General features: G+C 64.8%; 12 protein-coding genes. 8 read left to right on the top strand and 4 right to left on the bottom strand.

What is annotated here, in order from left to right; translation table 11 throughout:
- The first annotated feature begins 7 nt into the window (after positions 1–7).
- The 5 genes from sufD (at position 8) to JJB99_RS20555 (ending at position 4,040) form a co-directional block, all read left to right on the top strand.
- Positions 8–1,330, top strand: a complete 1,323-nt coding sequence (gene sufD / locus JJB99_RS20575) for a Fe-S cluster assembly protein SufD (protein WP_200494156.1) — start codon at positions 8–10, stop codon at positions 1,328–1,330.
- Positions 1,327–2,574: a cysteine desulfurase gene (locus tag JJB99_RS20570; RefSeq protein WP_200494155.1), complete on the top strand. Its 1,248-nt coding sequence runs from the start codon at positions 1,327–1,329 to the stop codon at positions 2,572–2,574. The genes sufD and JJB99_RS20570 overlap by 4 nt, the downstream gene beginning before the upstream one ends.
- Positions 2,571–2,942, top strand: a complete 372-nt coding sequence (locus tag JJB99_RS20565) for an SUF system Fe-S cluster assembly protein (protein WP_018641712.1) — start codon at positions 2,571–2,573, stop codon at positions 2,940–2,942. Before JJB99_RS20570 ends, JJB99_RS20565 begins: the two co-directional genes overlap by 4 nt.
- Before the next feature lie 49 nt (positions 2,943–2,991).
- A complete protein-coding gene (locus tag JJB99_RS20560; protein ID WP_200494154.1) occupies positions 2,992–3,402 on the top strand; it encodes a HesB/IscA family protein in 411 nt (136 codons plus the stop codon).
- 203 nt (positions 3,403–3,605) lie between these two features.
- Entirely contained in the window at positions 3,606–4,040 is a 435-nt protein-coding gene (locus tag JJB99_RS20555) for a TfoX/Sxy family protein (RefSeq protein ID WP_200494153.1), read from the top strand.
- A 99-nt stretch (positions 4,041–4,139) separates the two neighbouring features.
- Here JJB99_RS20555 and fabA read toward each other — a convergent pair whose 3' ends face one another.
- The 4 genes from fabA to JJB99_RS20535 form a co-directional block, all read right to left on the bottom strand.
- Positions 4,140–4,670: a bifunctional 3-hydroxydecanoyl-ACP dehydratase/trans-2-decenoyl-ACP isomerase gene (gene fabA, locus JJB99_RS20550; protein WP_200494152.1), complete on the bottom strand. Its 531-nt coding sequence runs from the start codon at positions 4,668–4,670 to the stop codon at positions 4,140–4,142.
- A gap of 124 nt (positions 4,671–4,794) precedes the next feature.
- Complete coding sequence (locus tag JJB99_RS20545; RefSeq protein ID WP_200494151.1) at positions 4,795–5,862, bottom strand: GGDEF domain-containing protein; 1,068 nt, start codon at positions 5,860–5,862, stop codon at positions 4,795–4,797.
- Positions 5,863–6,024: 162 nt separating this feature from the next.
- Positions 6,025–7,587, bottom strand: coding sequence for a DEAD/DEAH box helicase (locus tag JJB99_RS20540; protein WP_200494150.1), 1,563 nt, complete (start codon positions 7,585–7,587; stop codon positions 6,025–6,027).
- Positions 7,588–7,874: 287 nt separating this feature from the next.
- The gene (locus tag JJB99_RS20535; RefSeq protein WP_200500228.1) at positions 7,875–8,852 is read right to left on the bottom strand and encodes a helix-turn-helix transcriptional regulator; all 978 of its coding nucleotides are present in this window, start codon (positions 8,850–8,852) and stop codon (positions 7,875–7,877) included.
- Between the two features lie 224 nt (positions 8,853–9,076).
- Here JJB99_RS20535 and JJB99_RS20530 point away from each other — a divergent pair, with 224 nt between their 5' ends.
- The 3 genes from JJB99_RS20530 to JJB99_RS20520 all read left to right on the top strand — a co-directional run bounded on the left by JJB99_RS20530 (position 9,077) and on the right by JJB99_RS20520 (position 12,677).
- The gene (locus JJB99_RS20530; RefSeq protein WP_200494149.1) at positions 9,077–10,591 is read left to right on the top strand and encodes a caspase family protein; all 1,515 of its coding nucleotides are present in this window, start codon (positions 9,077–9,079) and stop codon (positions 10,589–10,591) included.
- 151 nt (positions 10,592–10,742) lie between these two features.
- Positions 10,743–10,937 (top strand): hypothetical protein, encoded by a 195-nt coding sequence (locus JJB99_RS20525; RefSeq protein WP_200494148.1) that lies wholly within the window; start codon positions 10,743–10,745, stop codon positions 10,935–10,937.
- 492 nt (positions 10,938–11,429) lie between these two features.
- On the top strand, positions 11,430–12,677 hold the full coding sequence (locus JJB99_RS20520) for an FAD-dependent oxidoreductase (protein ID WP_200494147.1): 1,248 nt from the start codon (positions 11,430–11,432) through the stop codon (positions 12,675–12,677).
- Positions 12,678–12,817 lie beyond the last annotated feature (140 nt).

Here is a 12,817-nt window from a genome sequence, read left to right as displayed (position 1 = left end):
TGTTGCGATGAACGTTGCTGTGGCAAAGACCGGAGGCGGCCGCGCGGTGAGCGATCTGTTCGCCAGCGCCGAAGGCCGGCTGCCGGGTTCGCCGTCCGTGATCGCCGCACGCCGCGAGGCGTTCGAGACCTATGAGCGTCTCGGTCTGCCGCATCGCCGGATCGAGGAGTGGAAATACACCGATCTGCGCGTGCTCGTCGGCGAGGTGCTGCCGCTGGCAGCCGTGCCCGATGCCGCCGCGCTGAAGCGCGCTGCGGATGCCGTCAAGGCGCATGCGATCGCAGGCGCTTGCAAGCTGGTGCTGGTTGACGGCGTGTTCGCGGCTGATCTGTCGGACGTCAAGGCGCTCGCATCCGAAGTGAGCCTCAAGACGCTGCGCGAGGTCTTGGCGAACGAGGTCAATCCCGCCGCCGGCGATCTCCTCCAGGCTACCGCGACCGATGCGGTGATCTCGCTCAATGCGGCCATGGCGACGGATGGCGTCGTGGTCTCGGTGGCTGACGGCACGCGGCTGTCTGCACCGATCCAGGTGATTCACATCGCGACAGCGGCTGCTGCATCCGCGTTCACCCGCTCGCATCTGCGGATTGGCAAGGGCGTGCGCGCCACGGTCGTCGAGAGCTTCGTCGCGGCCGGGAAGGCGAGCGGCTATCAGGTCAACGATGCGGTGATCCTCTGGATCGGTGATGGCGCCGACGTCGCGCATATCCGCCTGATGGACGATGCGGCTGACGCGGTGAACATCACCTCGCAATTCGTCACCGTCGGCGCGAACGTCAAGCTCAACTTCTTCAACATGACCAGCGGCGCTGCGGTCAGCCGCCTGCAAGGCTTCGTCACGCTGGCGGGCGAGGGCAGCGATCTCTCGATCAATGGCGTCAATCTGTTGCAGAAGACCGAGCACGGCGACACCACGCTGGTGGTCGATCATGCCGTGCCGAACTGCGTCAGCCGCGAAACCTTCCGCGCCGTGATCGATGAGCGCGCCCATTCCGTGTTCCAGGGCCGCATCATCGTCCGTCCCGATGCGCAGAAGACCGATGGCAAGATGATGACGCGGGCGCTGCTGCTCTCGGACGAGGCCGAGGCCGACAACAAGCCCGAGCTGGAAATCTTTGCCGACGACGTCTCCTGCGGCCACGGTGCCACCGCCGGTGCGCTCGACGAGAGCCTGCTGTTCTATCTGAAGGCGCGCGGCTTGCCGGAGAAGCAGGCGCAGGCGCTGCTGATCCAGGCCTTCGTCGGCGAGGCGATCGAGCAGATCGCCGACGACGGCCTGCGTGAGCATGTGATCGGCATCGCCGAGCGCTGGCTGGAGCGGCGGTCATGAGCACTCATCCCGCGGTCAAGAACGGCGCCTATGATGTCGCCCGCGTGCGCCAGGACTTTCCGGCGCTCGCCCTGGAGGTCTACGGCAAAAAGCTGGTCTATCTCGACAACGCCGCCTCGGCGCAGAAGCCGAGTGCCGTGCTCGACCGCATGACGCAGGCCTATACCAGCGAATACGCCAACGTGCATCGCGGCCTGCATTACCTCGCGAACGCCGCGACCGAAGCCTATGAGGGCGGCCGGAGCAAGGTGGCGCAGTTCATCAATGCTGCGCGGACCGAAGAGGTGATCTTCACCCGCAATGCGACGGAGGCGATCAATCTCGTCGCCTCGTCCTGGGGCGGGCCGAACATCAAAGACGGCGACGAGATCGTCCTGTCGATCATGGAGCACCACTCCAACATCGTGCCCTGGCATTTCCTCAGGGAACGTCAGGGCGCCGTAATCAAATGGGCTCCCGTCGATGACGAAGGCAATTTCCTCATCGACGAGTTCGAGAAGCTGCTGACCGCGAAGACCAAGCTGGTCGCGATCACGCAGATGTCGAACGCCCTCGGCACCATCGTGCCGGTCAAGGACGTCGTCAGGCTAGCCCACGCCCGCGGCATTCCCGTGCTGGTCGACGGCAGCCAGGGCGCGGTGCATCTGCCGGTCGACGTCCAGGACCTCGGCTGCGACTTCTACGTCTTCACCGGCCACAAGGTGTACGGCCCGACCGGTATCGGCGTGCTCTGGGCCAAGTACGATCATCTCGTCGCGATGCGGCCTTACAATGGCGGCGGCGAGATGATCCGCGAGGTCTCGCGCGAGATCGTCACCTATGGCGATCCCCCGCACAAGTTCGAGGCGGGCACGCCCGCGATCGTCGAGGCTGTCGGCCTTGGCGCTGCCATCGACTACGTCAATTCGGTCGGCAAGGAACGCATCGCCGCCCACGAACACGACCTCACCACCTACGCCCAGGAGCGCTTGCGCGAGATCAATTCGCTGCGGCTGATCGGCACGGCCCGCGGCAAGGGCCCGGTGATCTCGTTCGAGCTCAAGGGCGCGCACGCCCATGACGTCGCCACCGTGATTGACCGCCAGGGCATCGCCGTGCGCGCCGGCACCCATTGCGTGATGCCGCTTTTAGAGCGGTTCAACGTCACGGCCACCTGCCGGGCCTCGTTCGGCATGTATAATACGCGGGAAGAAGTCGATCATCTGGCACAGGCGCTTTTAAAGGCGCGGGATTTGTTCGCATGAGTGACACGGCCGAAATCAAAGCGAATCCGATGGAGACTCATTCGGCGCTGCCGCCGGAGGAGACCGAGCGGCTGACCCGTGAGATCATTGCCGGGCTGAAGACTGTATTCGACCCGGAAATCCCGGCCGACATCTACGAGCTCGGCCTGATCTACAAGGTCGAGATCAAGGACGACCGCTCCGTCGACGTGCAGATGACGCTGACGACGCCGAACTGTCCGGCCGCCGGCGAGCTGCCGACCATGGTCGAGAACGCGGTTGCCAGCGTCCCCGGCGTCGGCGTGGTCGACGTCAAGGTGGTCTGGGAGCCGCCGTGGTCGCCCGAGCGCATGAGCGACGAGGCCCGCCTCGTCCTCAACATGTGGTGACGGTCAAGGCTCGCATTGAATTCGCTCCGCAACGGACCACATAAATACCATGACCCAGATCTCGTCAGGCTCGACACCAGCATCCACTCCCAAGCCGCGGCGGCCCCGCCCGCAGGTGATGCGGCTGACGGATGCCGCTGCCCAGCGCATCACCGAGCTGACCCAGCGCGCCGATTCCGAGATTGTCGGCCTGCGGGTCGGCGTGAAGAACGGTGGCTGCGCCGGCCAATCCTACACGGTCGAATACGCCCATGACGTCCGCCCGACCGACGAGGTCGTCGAGGACAAGGGTGTCAAGATCCTGGTCGATCCCAAGGCCGTGCTGTTCCTGCTCGGTACCGAGATGGACTACAAGGCCGACAAGATGCAGGCCCAGTTCGTCTTCAACAACCCCAACCAGATCTCCGCCTGCGGCTGCGGCGAGTCGGTCGAGCTGCGGCCGGCCAAGATCGACGGGTAAGCCCGGCTTTCGCCAAGCATTCTGCTGTCGTCCCGGCCTAGTGCGCAATTGCGCACGGGCGCCGGGACCCATACCGCGTGATCCGTCTTCAGCGGGAAATGGCAGTATCGGAGCTGGCACGACTAACAGTCTTCGCTAAACTCCTTCCTGTGGTTATGGGTCCCCGCGTTCGCGGGGACGACGCCGGGGAGAGAGATGGGGCCATGGACCGCGAATTCCTGATCGACCTGTTCGCCGATTTCGGCCCCGTCACCATTCGCAAGATGTTCTCCGGCTACGGCATCTCGGCCGACGGCACCAATTTCGCGCTCGCCTTGCGTGCCGGTTTGTTTTTGCGCGCCGACAAGGTGACCATCCCGGACTTTGAAGCCGAAGGCTCGAGGCCGTTCCAGTATTCGACCCGCGCCAAGACGGTGACGGTCAATTCCTATTGGGAGCTGCCGGCCCGCCTGTTCGACGATTCCGGAGAGCTTGCGCAATGGGCGAGGGCGGCGCTCGCCGCCGCCCAGCGCGCCAAGGTGAGGAAGCGGCCGAAGGGGAAAACTGTGAAGAAGGCGATGAAGAAAGCGGCGTCGAAGAAGGCGGCCGCGAACAAGCCCGTTGCCAAGAAGCGGCCGGCTAAGAGGGCGGTGCGGTAGGGTGGGCAAAGCGCAGCGTGCCCACCATTCAGGACAACAGTGTTGGAGAAATCGTGGGCACGGCGCTTGCGCCTTTGCACACCTTACGGCAGTTGAACATCAATCCACGGCCTTGGTCAGGCCAACCCGCATGTCCTTCGCCACGAACACGCTGACACCATCGGCGAGCACACGGCCATCGGCAATGCCCAGCACCAGCTTGCCGCGCCGAACCATGCGCATGGCGACCTCGTAGCGCACGGCGCGCGTCTGCGGTGTGATGGCGCCCGTCGCCTCGACCTCACCGACGCCGATCGCGCGGCCCTTGCCCGGTGATCCCGACCAGCCGAGCCAGTAACCGACCATCTGCCACATCGCATCCAGACCCAGGCTTCCCGGCATCATCGCATCGCCGCGATAGTGGCACTGGAAGAACCAGTGGTCCGGCACAATGTCGAGCTCGCCGACGATGTGGCCCTTGCCGTATGCGCCGCCATCCAGACTGATCTCGGTGATGCGGTCCATCATCAGCATCGGCGGCGCCGGCAGTTGGGCGTTGCCCGGTCCGAAATAGCCGCCTTCGCTCGATCTCAGCAGTTCGTCCCTGGTGTAGGACGGCTGCGGCGCGTGAAAATCATGCGGGTTTGGCAAGACGGCAAGTCCTCGCAGTTAGAGCATGACCGGGAAAAGTGTGTCGCGGTTTTTGAGGCGGCGAAGAAGATGTCGCTCGCGGTATTGGAATGTCAAGCGCGCGCCGTTCGGCAAGCCGCTTCCGTCACGCCACCCGGCTGTGGCTTTCGACGGCGAATTCCGGGTCGGCTTCGCAGATCACGCGGTTGCGGCCGTTGCGCTTGGCCGCGTAGAGGCAGGCATCCGCGCGCTCGATCAGCGCGTCGGTGTCGTCGCCCGGCTTGAGCATGGAGACGCCGACGGAGATGGTGACGCGGCCGAGGATCTCGCCGGTGGACTTCTTCTTCAATTCCTTCGCCATCACCGCGCGGCGGATGTGATCGGCCACGGTGAGGGCCTGGCGCAGTGCCGTGTTGGGCAGGACGACCGCAAATTCCTCGCCGCCATAGCGCGCGGTGATGTCCTGGCCCTTGATGGTCTGCTTCAGCGACAGGCCGACAAGGCGCAGCACCTGGTCGCCGGTGAGATGGCCGTAGGAATCGTTGAACGACTTGAAATGGTCGATGTCGACCAGCAAGAGCGACAGCGGCTCGCCGCTCGCCAGCGCGCTCTGCACGGCCATGCCGATCATGCGGTCGAAATATTTGCGGTTGCCAAGGCCCGTGAGCGGATCGGTCAGGCTCTCGGCGCGGATCGCCTCGAGGCTCTGCTGGAGATTGCTGATCTCGTTCTTCGACAGCGTCAGCCGGTCTTCCAGCGCCTTGTTGGTCTCGCGCATCTCGCTGGTCGAGCGCAGCAGCGTCTCGACGATCGCGTTGATCTGGTCGCGGTTCTTGGCCGATGGCAGCTTCTCGGTCGCGCCGGACAGGGTGGCGTCGTAGGCGCCGGTCATTCCGAGCGCTTCGCCCAGCACCTTCATCACGTCGTCGATCTCGCCGATGACGCGCGCGCCGACCTTGTCGATGCGATCGGTCGTCTTGATGTGGGAGAGATAGGTATCGTAGATCTGCTCGAGATCGGCTTCGGTCAGCTTGCCGTTGCGCGCCAGCGTCTCGTTGATGATCTTGTTGAGCGGCGCGTTGTAGCCCGTGGCGTAGACGTACCAGATCTCGTAGTTGCGGGGAATTGCCGTCTGCCGAAGCGATCGGATCTGACCGAGCGCCACCTCGGCGAACGCCATCGTGCGTTCGTGTTCGTCGAGCACCTTGACCACGGAACGTTCCCCACGGCGACCGGTACGCGGCCGATCGCTGCAATGCCTAAATTATGTTCGTAGGCTAACGGACGATCGTGAACGGCCCGTAAATATACGGCCGCGAATGCTTCTGAAAAAGTGTGCGGCCGTCCGTCTCAACCAAACTGAAGTTGTCGCGCTTCAGGCGCCGGCGGGAGAGCGAACCGGTCGCAGCAGAAACGCCGGCAGATGCGAGTGATCGCCCGGTTCGGTGTCCGCCTCGCGCTGGCGGCGCGGCTCGGGACGGCCGATCGACGGCACATGCGACGCATTCGCCTGTGAGCGTGCGCCATGGCGCGGCTCGGATGGTGCCTTGGCTTCGCGCGCCGGCCTTGCCTCGCGTGCAGGTCTTGCTTCGCGTGCAGGTCTCGCCTCGCGTGCGGGTCTTGCCTCGCGTGCTGGCCTCGCCTCGGGGGCGGGCCGGGCCTCGCCACGCGCCTCGCTCGGCTCGTGGCTGCGCTCACGGTCGTGACCGCGGCGCTCGCCGCGTTGCGGCTTGCCGCGTCCGCCGCGGGAACGTTCACGGCCGCGCTGCTCGCGCGGACGCTCGGTGGCGTCGCCGGATTCAGCGTGGATCTCGTAATCGCCGTCGGCGCGCGGAATGCTCTGGCCGATCAGCTTCTCGATCGCGACCATCGACTTCTGGTCGAGCGGCGTGACGATCGAGATCGCGGTGCCGCTGCGGCCGGCGCGCCCGGTGCGGCCGATGCGGTGAACGTAATCGTCGGGATGATGGGGGACATCGAAATTGAAGACATGGCTGACTTCGGGAATATCGAGGCCGCGCGCGGCAACGTCGGAGGCGACGAGCAGAGGCAGCTCGCCCTTGCGGAACTGGTCGAGCGCCGCCATGCGGGCCGGCTGGTCCATGTCGCCATGCAGCGCGCCGACACTGAAGCCGTGCTTCTGGAGTGACTTGTGAACGATCGCGACCTCGCGCTTGCGATTGCAGAAGATGATCGCGTTCTTGAGGTCTTTGGCTTCGCGCAGCAGGCGGCGGAGCAGCTCGCGCTTCTCATGCGCCTCGCGTCCGGCGGGCACCTGGGCCTGCGTGACGGTCACGGCGGTGGTCGCGGGACGGGAGACTTCGACCTTCTGCGGATTGTGCAGGAAGGCCTCGGTGATGCGCCGGATTTCCGGCGGCATGGTCGCGGTGAAGAACAGGGTCTGCCGCGTGAACGGGACGAGCTTGCAGATGCGCTCGATGTCGGGAATGAAGCCCATGTCCAGCATGCGGTCGGCTTCGTCGATGACGAGCAGCTCGACGCCGGTGAGCAAGAGGCCGCCGCGCTCGGTATGGTCGAGCAGGCGGCCGGGGGTGGCGATCAGCACGTCGACGCCGCGCGTCAGCTTGGCATCCTGGTCGCCGAACGAGACGCCGCCGATCAGCAGCGCGACGTTGAGTTTCTGGCCGGCTCCGTAGCGGTCGAAGTTTTCCTTCACTTGCGCTGCGAGCTCGCGGGTCGGCTCCAGGATCAGCGTGCGCGGCATGCGCGCCCGGGCCCGGCCCTTTTCGAGGATGGTGAGCATCGGCAGCACGAAGGCCGCGGTCTTGCCGGTGCCGGTCTGGGCGATGCCGAGCACGTCCTTGCGTGCGAGGACGTGGGGGATCGCCTGTTCCTGGATGGGGGTGGGGGTGGTGTAGCCGGTGGCCGCCACTGCGGCGAGGACTTTTTCGGACAGTCCGAGATTTGAAAAGGACATTGAGCCTCTGGTCGAAACCGCCGTTCGGAATCGAGGGTAATAAGGCTGTCGCGTTCCACCCCGAAACGGCGCGCTCTCAAAGAAGCTGGGGGTGCTGACTCACGCGAACAAAGCGCCAGGCTCGGGAATCGGTCTTCGATCTGAGCCGCGTCGCCCCGGAACATAGGCGGGAATCGGCCAAAGTCAATGGAGCGGGCGCGGGAAGATCCTAAAAAACCTGAGCTTTTTAGCCAAATACCGGGTTCTTCTGGAGTTTTCCGCCAGCCCGGAACGGGCAGAGCCCGCGCTTAACGCCGCTCTGGACCCTGAGCCCGGAAATCACCGGGCGCCATGCCATAGGCGGCGTTGAAGACCCGGTAATAGGTCGCAAGGCTGTCGAAGCCGCAGGCGGTGGCGATGTCGGCGATCAGCCGCTCCGGGGCCTCGCGCATCAGGCGGCGGCTCTGCTTTAGGCGCGCGTCGGTCACGGTCTGCGAGAAGCTCTTCTCGGATGTCTCGAACAGCATATGCAGGTGGCGCACGGACACGCCGAGCTGGTCGGCCACCATGATCGGAGCCAGATCGGGGTCTTGCAGGTGACGCGCGATCAGGTGCCGCGCCTGCGATAGGCGGGCCGTCCGCAGCGCAGCCTGTCCGCGGCGGCTGCCGGGCCGCAGGATGCCGCGTTCGATCAGCGCCAGATGCGCCAGAGCTTGAACCAAGGCGGCCTGGACGAGAGAGGTCGGATCGGTCGCGCCGCCACCCGCGGCAGCTTCGGCGAGATCGGTGAAGCAGGCGCTGAGCAGAGGCGCAAGAGCGCTGTCGTTGAACGTCTTCGGCGCGAGCTCGCGCATACGCTTGTCCTGTCCCGGGATGCTGCTCACCGGAATCTTCAGAATCCGCAGGTGGAAGCCTCCGGCACCCAGCGGCGCGGTGCGGTAGGGCAGGTCGGTGTGGCTGGTGGCGAAGCTGCCATTGGCGATCGCAAAGTCACTTGCGCGCAGGCCGCCGAACCAGCCGCCGCTGCCGAGCTGCTGGTAGACGCAGATGGCATCGCCCGGCGCGCAGGCGATGTCAGACGCGCTGCGCTCGACCGCATAGGCCGACGCCTTCAGCTCGACAAGGCCGGCTCCGCCGAGCTGGCGCAGCGAGAATTCGCCGAAGAATTCCGCACGCCGTTCGCGCTCGAGCTCGGCGGTAACGCCGAACAGCCCCTTGGCCCGCACCTCGCGCCAGTAATCGAAGCGATCGTGCGGCTCGACCTCGTCCGTACACCAGCGAAACACGGTTGCCCCCGCTTCCAACGGCATTGCCCGGAAACCTGATTAAGAAAAAGCAGATTCCGGCAGAATCTGCCATAGGCCAGACGGCGGAGCTGGGATCCATGACGTGTACAGCCCTTGAACCGCCGATGTGGCTGGGCCGACTATCACATCAGCGGCGGGGCCTTCCAGAGAACGAGGGTTCGAGGAAGCCGGGGACGGGCTGCTCGGCAATGGGAATTTTTTCGATGACGCGTCGGCTTTTCAGACTTCTGGCGGCCCTGGGCCTCGCGGCGAGCCTGAGCGGCGTCGCGCTTCCTGCCCATGCCGAGAAGCGCGTCGCGCTCGTCGTCGGCAACAACGACTACCGCAACGTCCCGAAGTTGCTCAAGGCCGTCAACGATGCCCGCACCATGGGCGACACGCTGAAGCAGCTCGGCTTCCAGGTGATGGTCGCCGAGAACCAGAACCGCCAGCAATTCTCCGAGACGCTGCTCGCCTTCGACCGGGCGATCGAGCCCGGCGACACCGCGTTCTTCTTTTACGCCGGCCACGGTTTCGAGATCGCGGGCCAGAACTATCTGCTGCCGACCGACGTGCCGGCGGCGTCGGAAGGGCAGGAAGAACTGGTACGCGACGCCTCGATTCTCGCCGACCGCATCGTCGAGCGCCTCCAGAACAAGAAGGCGCGGACCTCGATCCTTGTGTTCGACGCCTGCCGCAACAATCCGTTCGAACGCGCCGGCACGCGCGCGGTTGCCGGCGGCGGCGGGCTTGCACCGATGACGCTGCTGCCGGAGGGCGTGTTCTCGGTGTTTTCGGCCGGCCCTCGCCAGACCGCGCTCGACCGCCTCTCCAATGACGACGCCAACCCGAATTCGGTGTTCACGCGCACCTTCGCCAAGGAGCTGCTCCAACCCGGCGAGAACCTGGTGCAGGTGGCGCAGCGTACCCGCCGTCTGGTCAGCGAGATGGCCGACACCGTCAGGCACAAGCAGGTGCCGGTCTATTTCGACCAGATGGTCGACGACGTCTTCCTCAGCGGCGTCGCCAAGGATGCTGCAGCGCGCCCCGCCGAGCCGCCGCCGCAAAAGGTCGCGGCGCTGCCGCCGGCATCGGTGCCGCGCCTGCCGAAGGAGGAGACCACCAACGCGCCGATTGCGAGCTTCTCCCGCCACAATGGCGGCTGGAGCGTGGTGTTCTCCTTCGCCGATCCGACGCTGGGCATTTCCTGGCGCATGGCGGGCACGGGCGATTTCCGCGAGACCGGCTTCATCGACGCGCTCGATCCACGCACCCGCAAGCGGATGCCGAACCCGTCGATCGAGCTGCCGCCGGACGCGCAGGCCGGCACCATCGAGGTCCGCTATGTCGACCAGTCCGGCGACATGCAGGGGCCGTTCCCGATCAGGTTCGATCCCGAGGCCGCGCTGATCCGCGACCAGCGCAAGATCCTCGACATGACCGCGACGAGCTGGCTGTCATTCCGCGAGTTCAACGGCCTTTTGGTGTATTACACGCATCTCGTGTCCTACCGCTGCGCCATCCGCGAGGTCCGCATCGGGATCGACACGGCCGTGCCCAACCAGGTGCTGAAAATGCCGAATTGCGATTTGCGCGATCCCAGCGCGATCACCGCCGGCATGCCGCTCTACATGAAGCTCGCACCGGCGACGCAATTCGTCTCAGTCGAGCTGACCTATCGCGACGGCAGCGTGTCGGAGATCAAGAGTTTTCGCACCGCCACCCGCAGCAACAATTGACACCTCTTATGGATCTTTACAAAGTTCCGACAACGGAGGCGCGTCAGAAGTTCAGGCGTCTCGTTTTTGCCAACCTACCGCCCTGCGCTTTCCATGTTGCTGTCGGCTGGACGCAACATTTCTGCGACATACTCCGTCGGCGGAGGTGAACATGTCGGACATTGCTAATCAGGCGAGCTTGGGCGCGGACATCGACACCGAGAAATTCGGCAGCGACAAAACGCCGATCGGCGAGCGGGCCCTTGCCGGCGTCTATCTCACCGCAGTCGGCGTCGCCATGGTCTGTTGGCTGTATGTCATCACCCGCGCTGCGCTTGCCGTCGTCAGCTGGATGATCTTTGGCTAGAGCGCTGCCAAGAATTGACTGATCTTGATCGCCGCGCAGATGATCATACCCCACAGCGCGAAATTGATCTGCAACGCTTCGGCCATTGGCATTTCCCCACCCGGTTTGTCGTAAGAGACGCGTTCATTGAGCGACGCGATCTTCTAGGGCGATACAACTTTTGATCCCGCCCGCGATTTGAGTCGAATCTTAGGCAAAGCCGCAGATCGGTCAAATCCGTATCGCTACGGTTCCAGGCCAGGCGTCAGGTGGCAGCGCTGGCCGCGCGAGCGCCGGTGCTTGTGGAACCGAGACTTGCCAAGGCGCCGAGATCAACCGGATTGAGACCGATTTCGCACTTATGTTCAAGCAGTTGAAGGGCAGATCACTCCTGCCCAGCCGGCGTCAAGCGGTGTCTACGATCCCGGCGAATCTTAGAATAGGACTGCGACCGAGCCGACTTGGGGCTAAGGTTATCCCCATCTCCGAGCGACTGCGCACGTTGGGGTTTCCATGACATCCGATCAAGAACGGAACCGGACGACAAAGGTCCGATGCTGCATCGTCGGCGGCGGGCCGGCCGGCATGATGCTGGGCTATCTCCTGGGACGCGCCGGCATCGACCTCGTGGTGCTGGAGAAGCATGCGGATTTCTTCCGCGATTTTCGCGGCGACACCGTGCATCCCTCGACCCTCCAGGTCATGGACGAGCTCGGTTTGATCGACGATTTCCTCAAGCTGCCGCATCAACGCTTGCAGAAGATGGATGGCCTGCTCGGCGGCACGAAGGTGCGCATCGCCGATCTCAGCCGGCTCGATGCGAAATATCCCTTCATCGCCTTCATGCCGCAGTGGGACTTCCTGAATTTCCTGCGCGAGGCCGGCAAGCGCTTCCCGTCGCTCAAGGTGATGATGAACACGGAAGCCGTCGACCTGATCCGCCGCGGCGAGACCATTGCCGGCGTGCGCGCGAATACGCCGGACGGGCCGATCGACATCGAGGCCGATCTCACCATTGCCTGCGATGGCCGGCATTCGCTCGTGCGCGAGCGCGCCGGTCTTGAGGTCGAGGAGATCGGCGCGCCGATGGATGTGCTCTGGTTCCGCGTCGGCCGCAGGGCGGACGAGACCGAAAGTCTGTTCGCGCGGCTCGAGCCCGGCAAGATGATGGTCACCTTCGACCGCGGCGACTACTGGCAATGCGCCTATGTCATCGCCAAGGGACAATATGAGGCGGTGAAGGCGAGGGGATTGCAGGCCCTGCTCGACGATGTCGTGCGGATGGCGCCGGTGCTCCGAAGCGGCATTGCCGAGGTGAAGAGTTTTGACGACGTCAAGCTGCTCACCGTCGCGATCAACCGTCTGACGCGCTGGACGCGGCCGGGTCTGCTTCTCATCGGCGATGCCGCGCATGCGATGTCGCCGGTCGGCGGCGTCGGCGTCAATCTCGCCGTGCAGGATGCGGTTGCGACCGCCAACCTGCTTGCGGACAAGCTGCAACACGGCTGTCCGCTCGAGAACGAGCTCGATGCCGTGCGGCGCCGGCGCGAGTTCCCGGTGAAGATGACGCAGCGGATGCAGGTTATCGTGCAGAACCACGTCGTCAGCGCCGCCTTGCAGGGCGGCGACCAGCCGCTGAAGGTGCCGCTGATCCTGCGCCTCATCAGCGCGGTGCCATGGTTGCAGGGCATCCCCGCGCGCTTCGTGGCCGTCGGCGTGCGGCCGGAGCACGTGCAGTCGAAGGCCGCGCCGGCATCGTAGCGCAAGTACGCGGTAGGGATAATGCCGCGTTAAATCGCGCCCGGCGCGTTGCGCGCGGGCAACAGCACAAACGGATTCACGGCGCGCGGCCTGTCAATCCGGCGCCTTAACTTTCTTGATTCAAATTTGAGTAAGACCTG

It is taken from the genome of Bradyrhizobium diazoefficiens (assembly GCF_016616235.1).
In the GTDB taxonomy this organism is placed as follows: Bacteria; Pseudomonadota; Alphaproteobacteria; order Rhizobiales; family Xanthobacteraceae; genus Bradyrhizobium; species Bradyrhizobium diazoefficiens_H.
The sequence above is the reverse complement of the archived record's forward strand: the minus strand, read 5'-3'. Positions and strand labels throughout refer to the sequence as shown.

Excerpts from the sequence above, each read along its gene's own strand:
- JJB99_RS20530 (WP_200494149.1), top strand. The coding sequence starts at position 9,077 with ATGACGCGTCGGCTTTTCAGACTTCTGGCGGCCCTGGGCCTCGCGGCG.
- JJB99_RS20525 (WP_200494148.1), top strand. The coding sequence starts at position 10,743 with ATGTCGGACATTGCTAATCAGGCGAGCTTGGGCGCGGACATCGACACC.
- JJB99_RS20560 (WP_200494154.1), top strand. The coding sequence starts at position 2,992 with ATGACCCAGATCTCGTCAGGCTCGACACCAGCATCCACTCCCAAGCCG.
- JJB99_RS20565 (WP_018641712.1), top strand. The coding sequence starts at position 2,571 with ATGAGTGACACGGCCGAAATCAAAGCGAATCCGATGGAGACTCATTCG.
- JJB99_RS20520 (WP_200494147.1), top strand. The coding sequence starts at position 11,430 with ATGACATCCGATCAAGAACGGAACCGGACGACAAAGGTCCGATGCTGC.
- sufD (WP_200494156.1), top strand. The coding sequence starts at position 8 with ATGAACGTTGCTGTGGCAAAGACCGGAGGCGGCCGCGCGGTGAGCGAT.
- JJB99_RS20555 (WP_200494153.1), top strand. The coding sequence starts at position 3,606 with ATGGACCGCGAATTCCTGATCGACCTGTTCGCCGATTTCGGCCCCGTC.
- JJB99_RS20540 (WP_200494150.1), bottom strand. The coding sequence starts at position 7,587 with ATGTCCTTTTCAAATCTCGGACTGTCCGAAAAAGTCCTCGCCGCAGTG.
- JJB99_RS20570 (WP_200494155.1), top strand. The coding sequence starts at position 1,327 with ATGAGCACTCATCCCGCGGTCAAGAACGGCGCCTATGATGTCGCCCGC.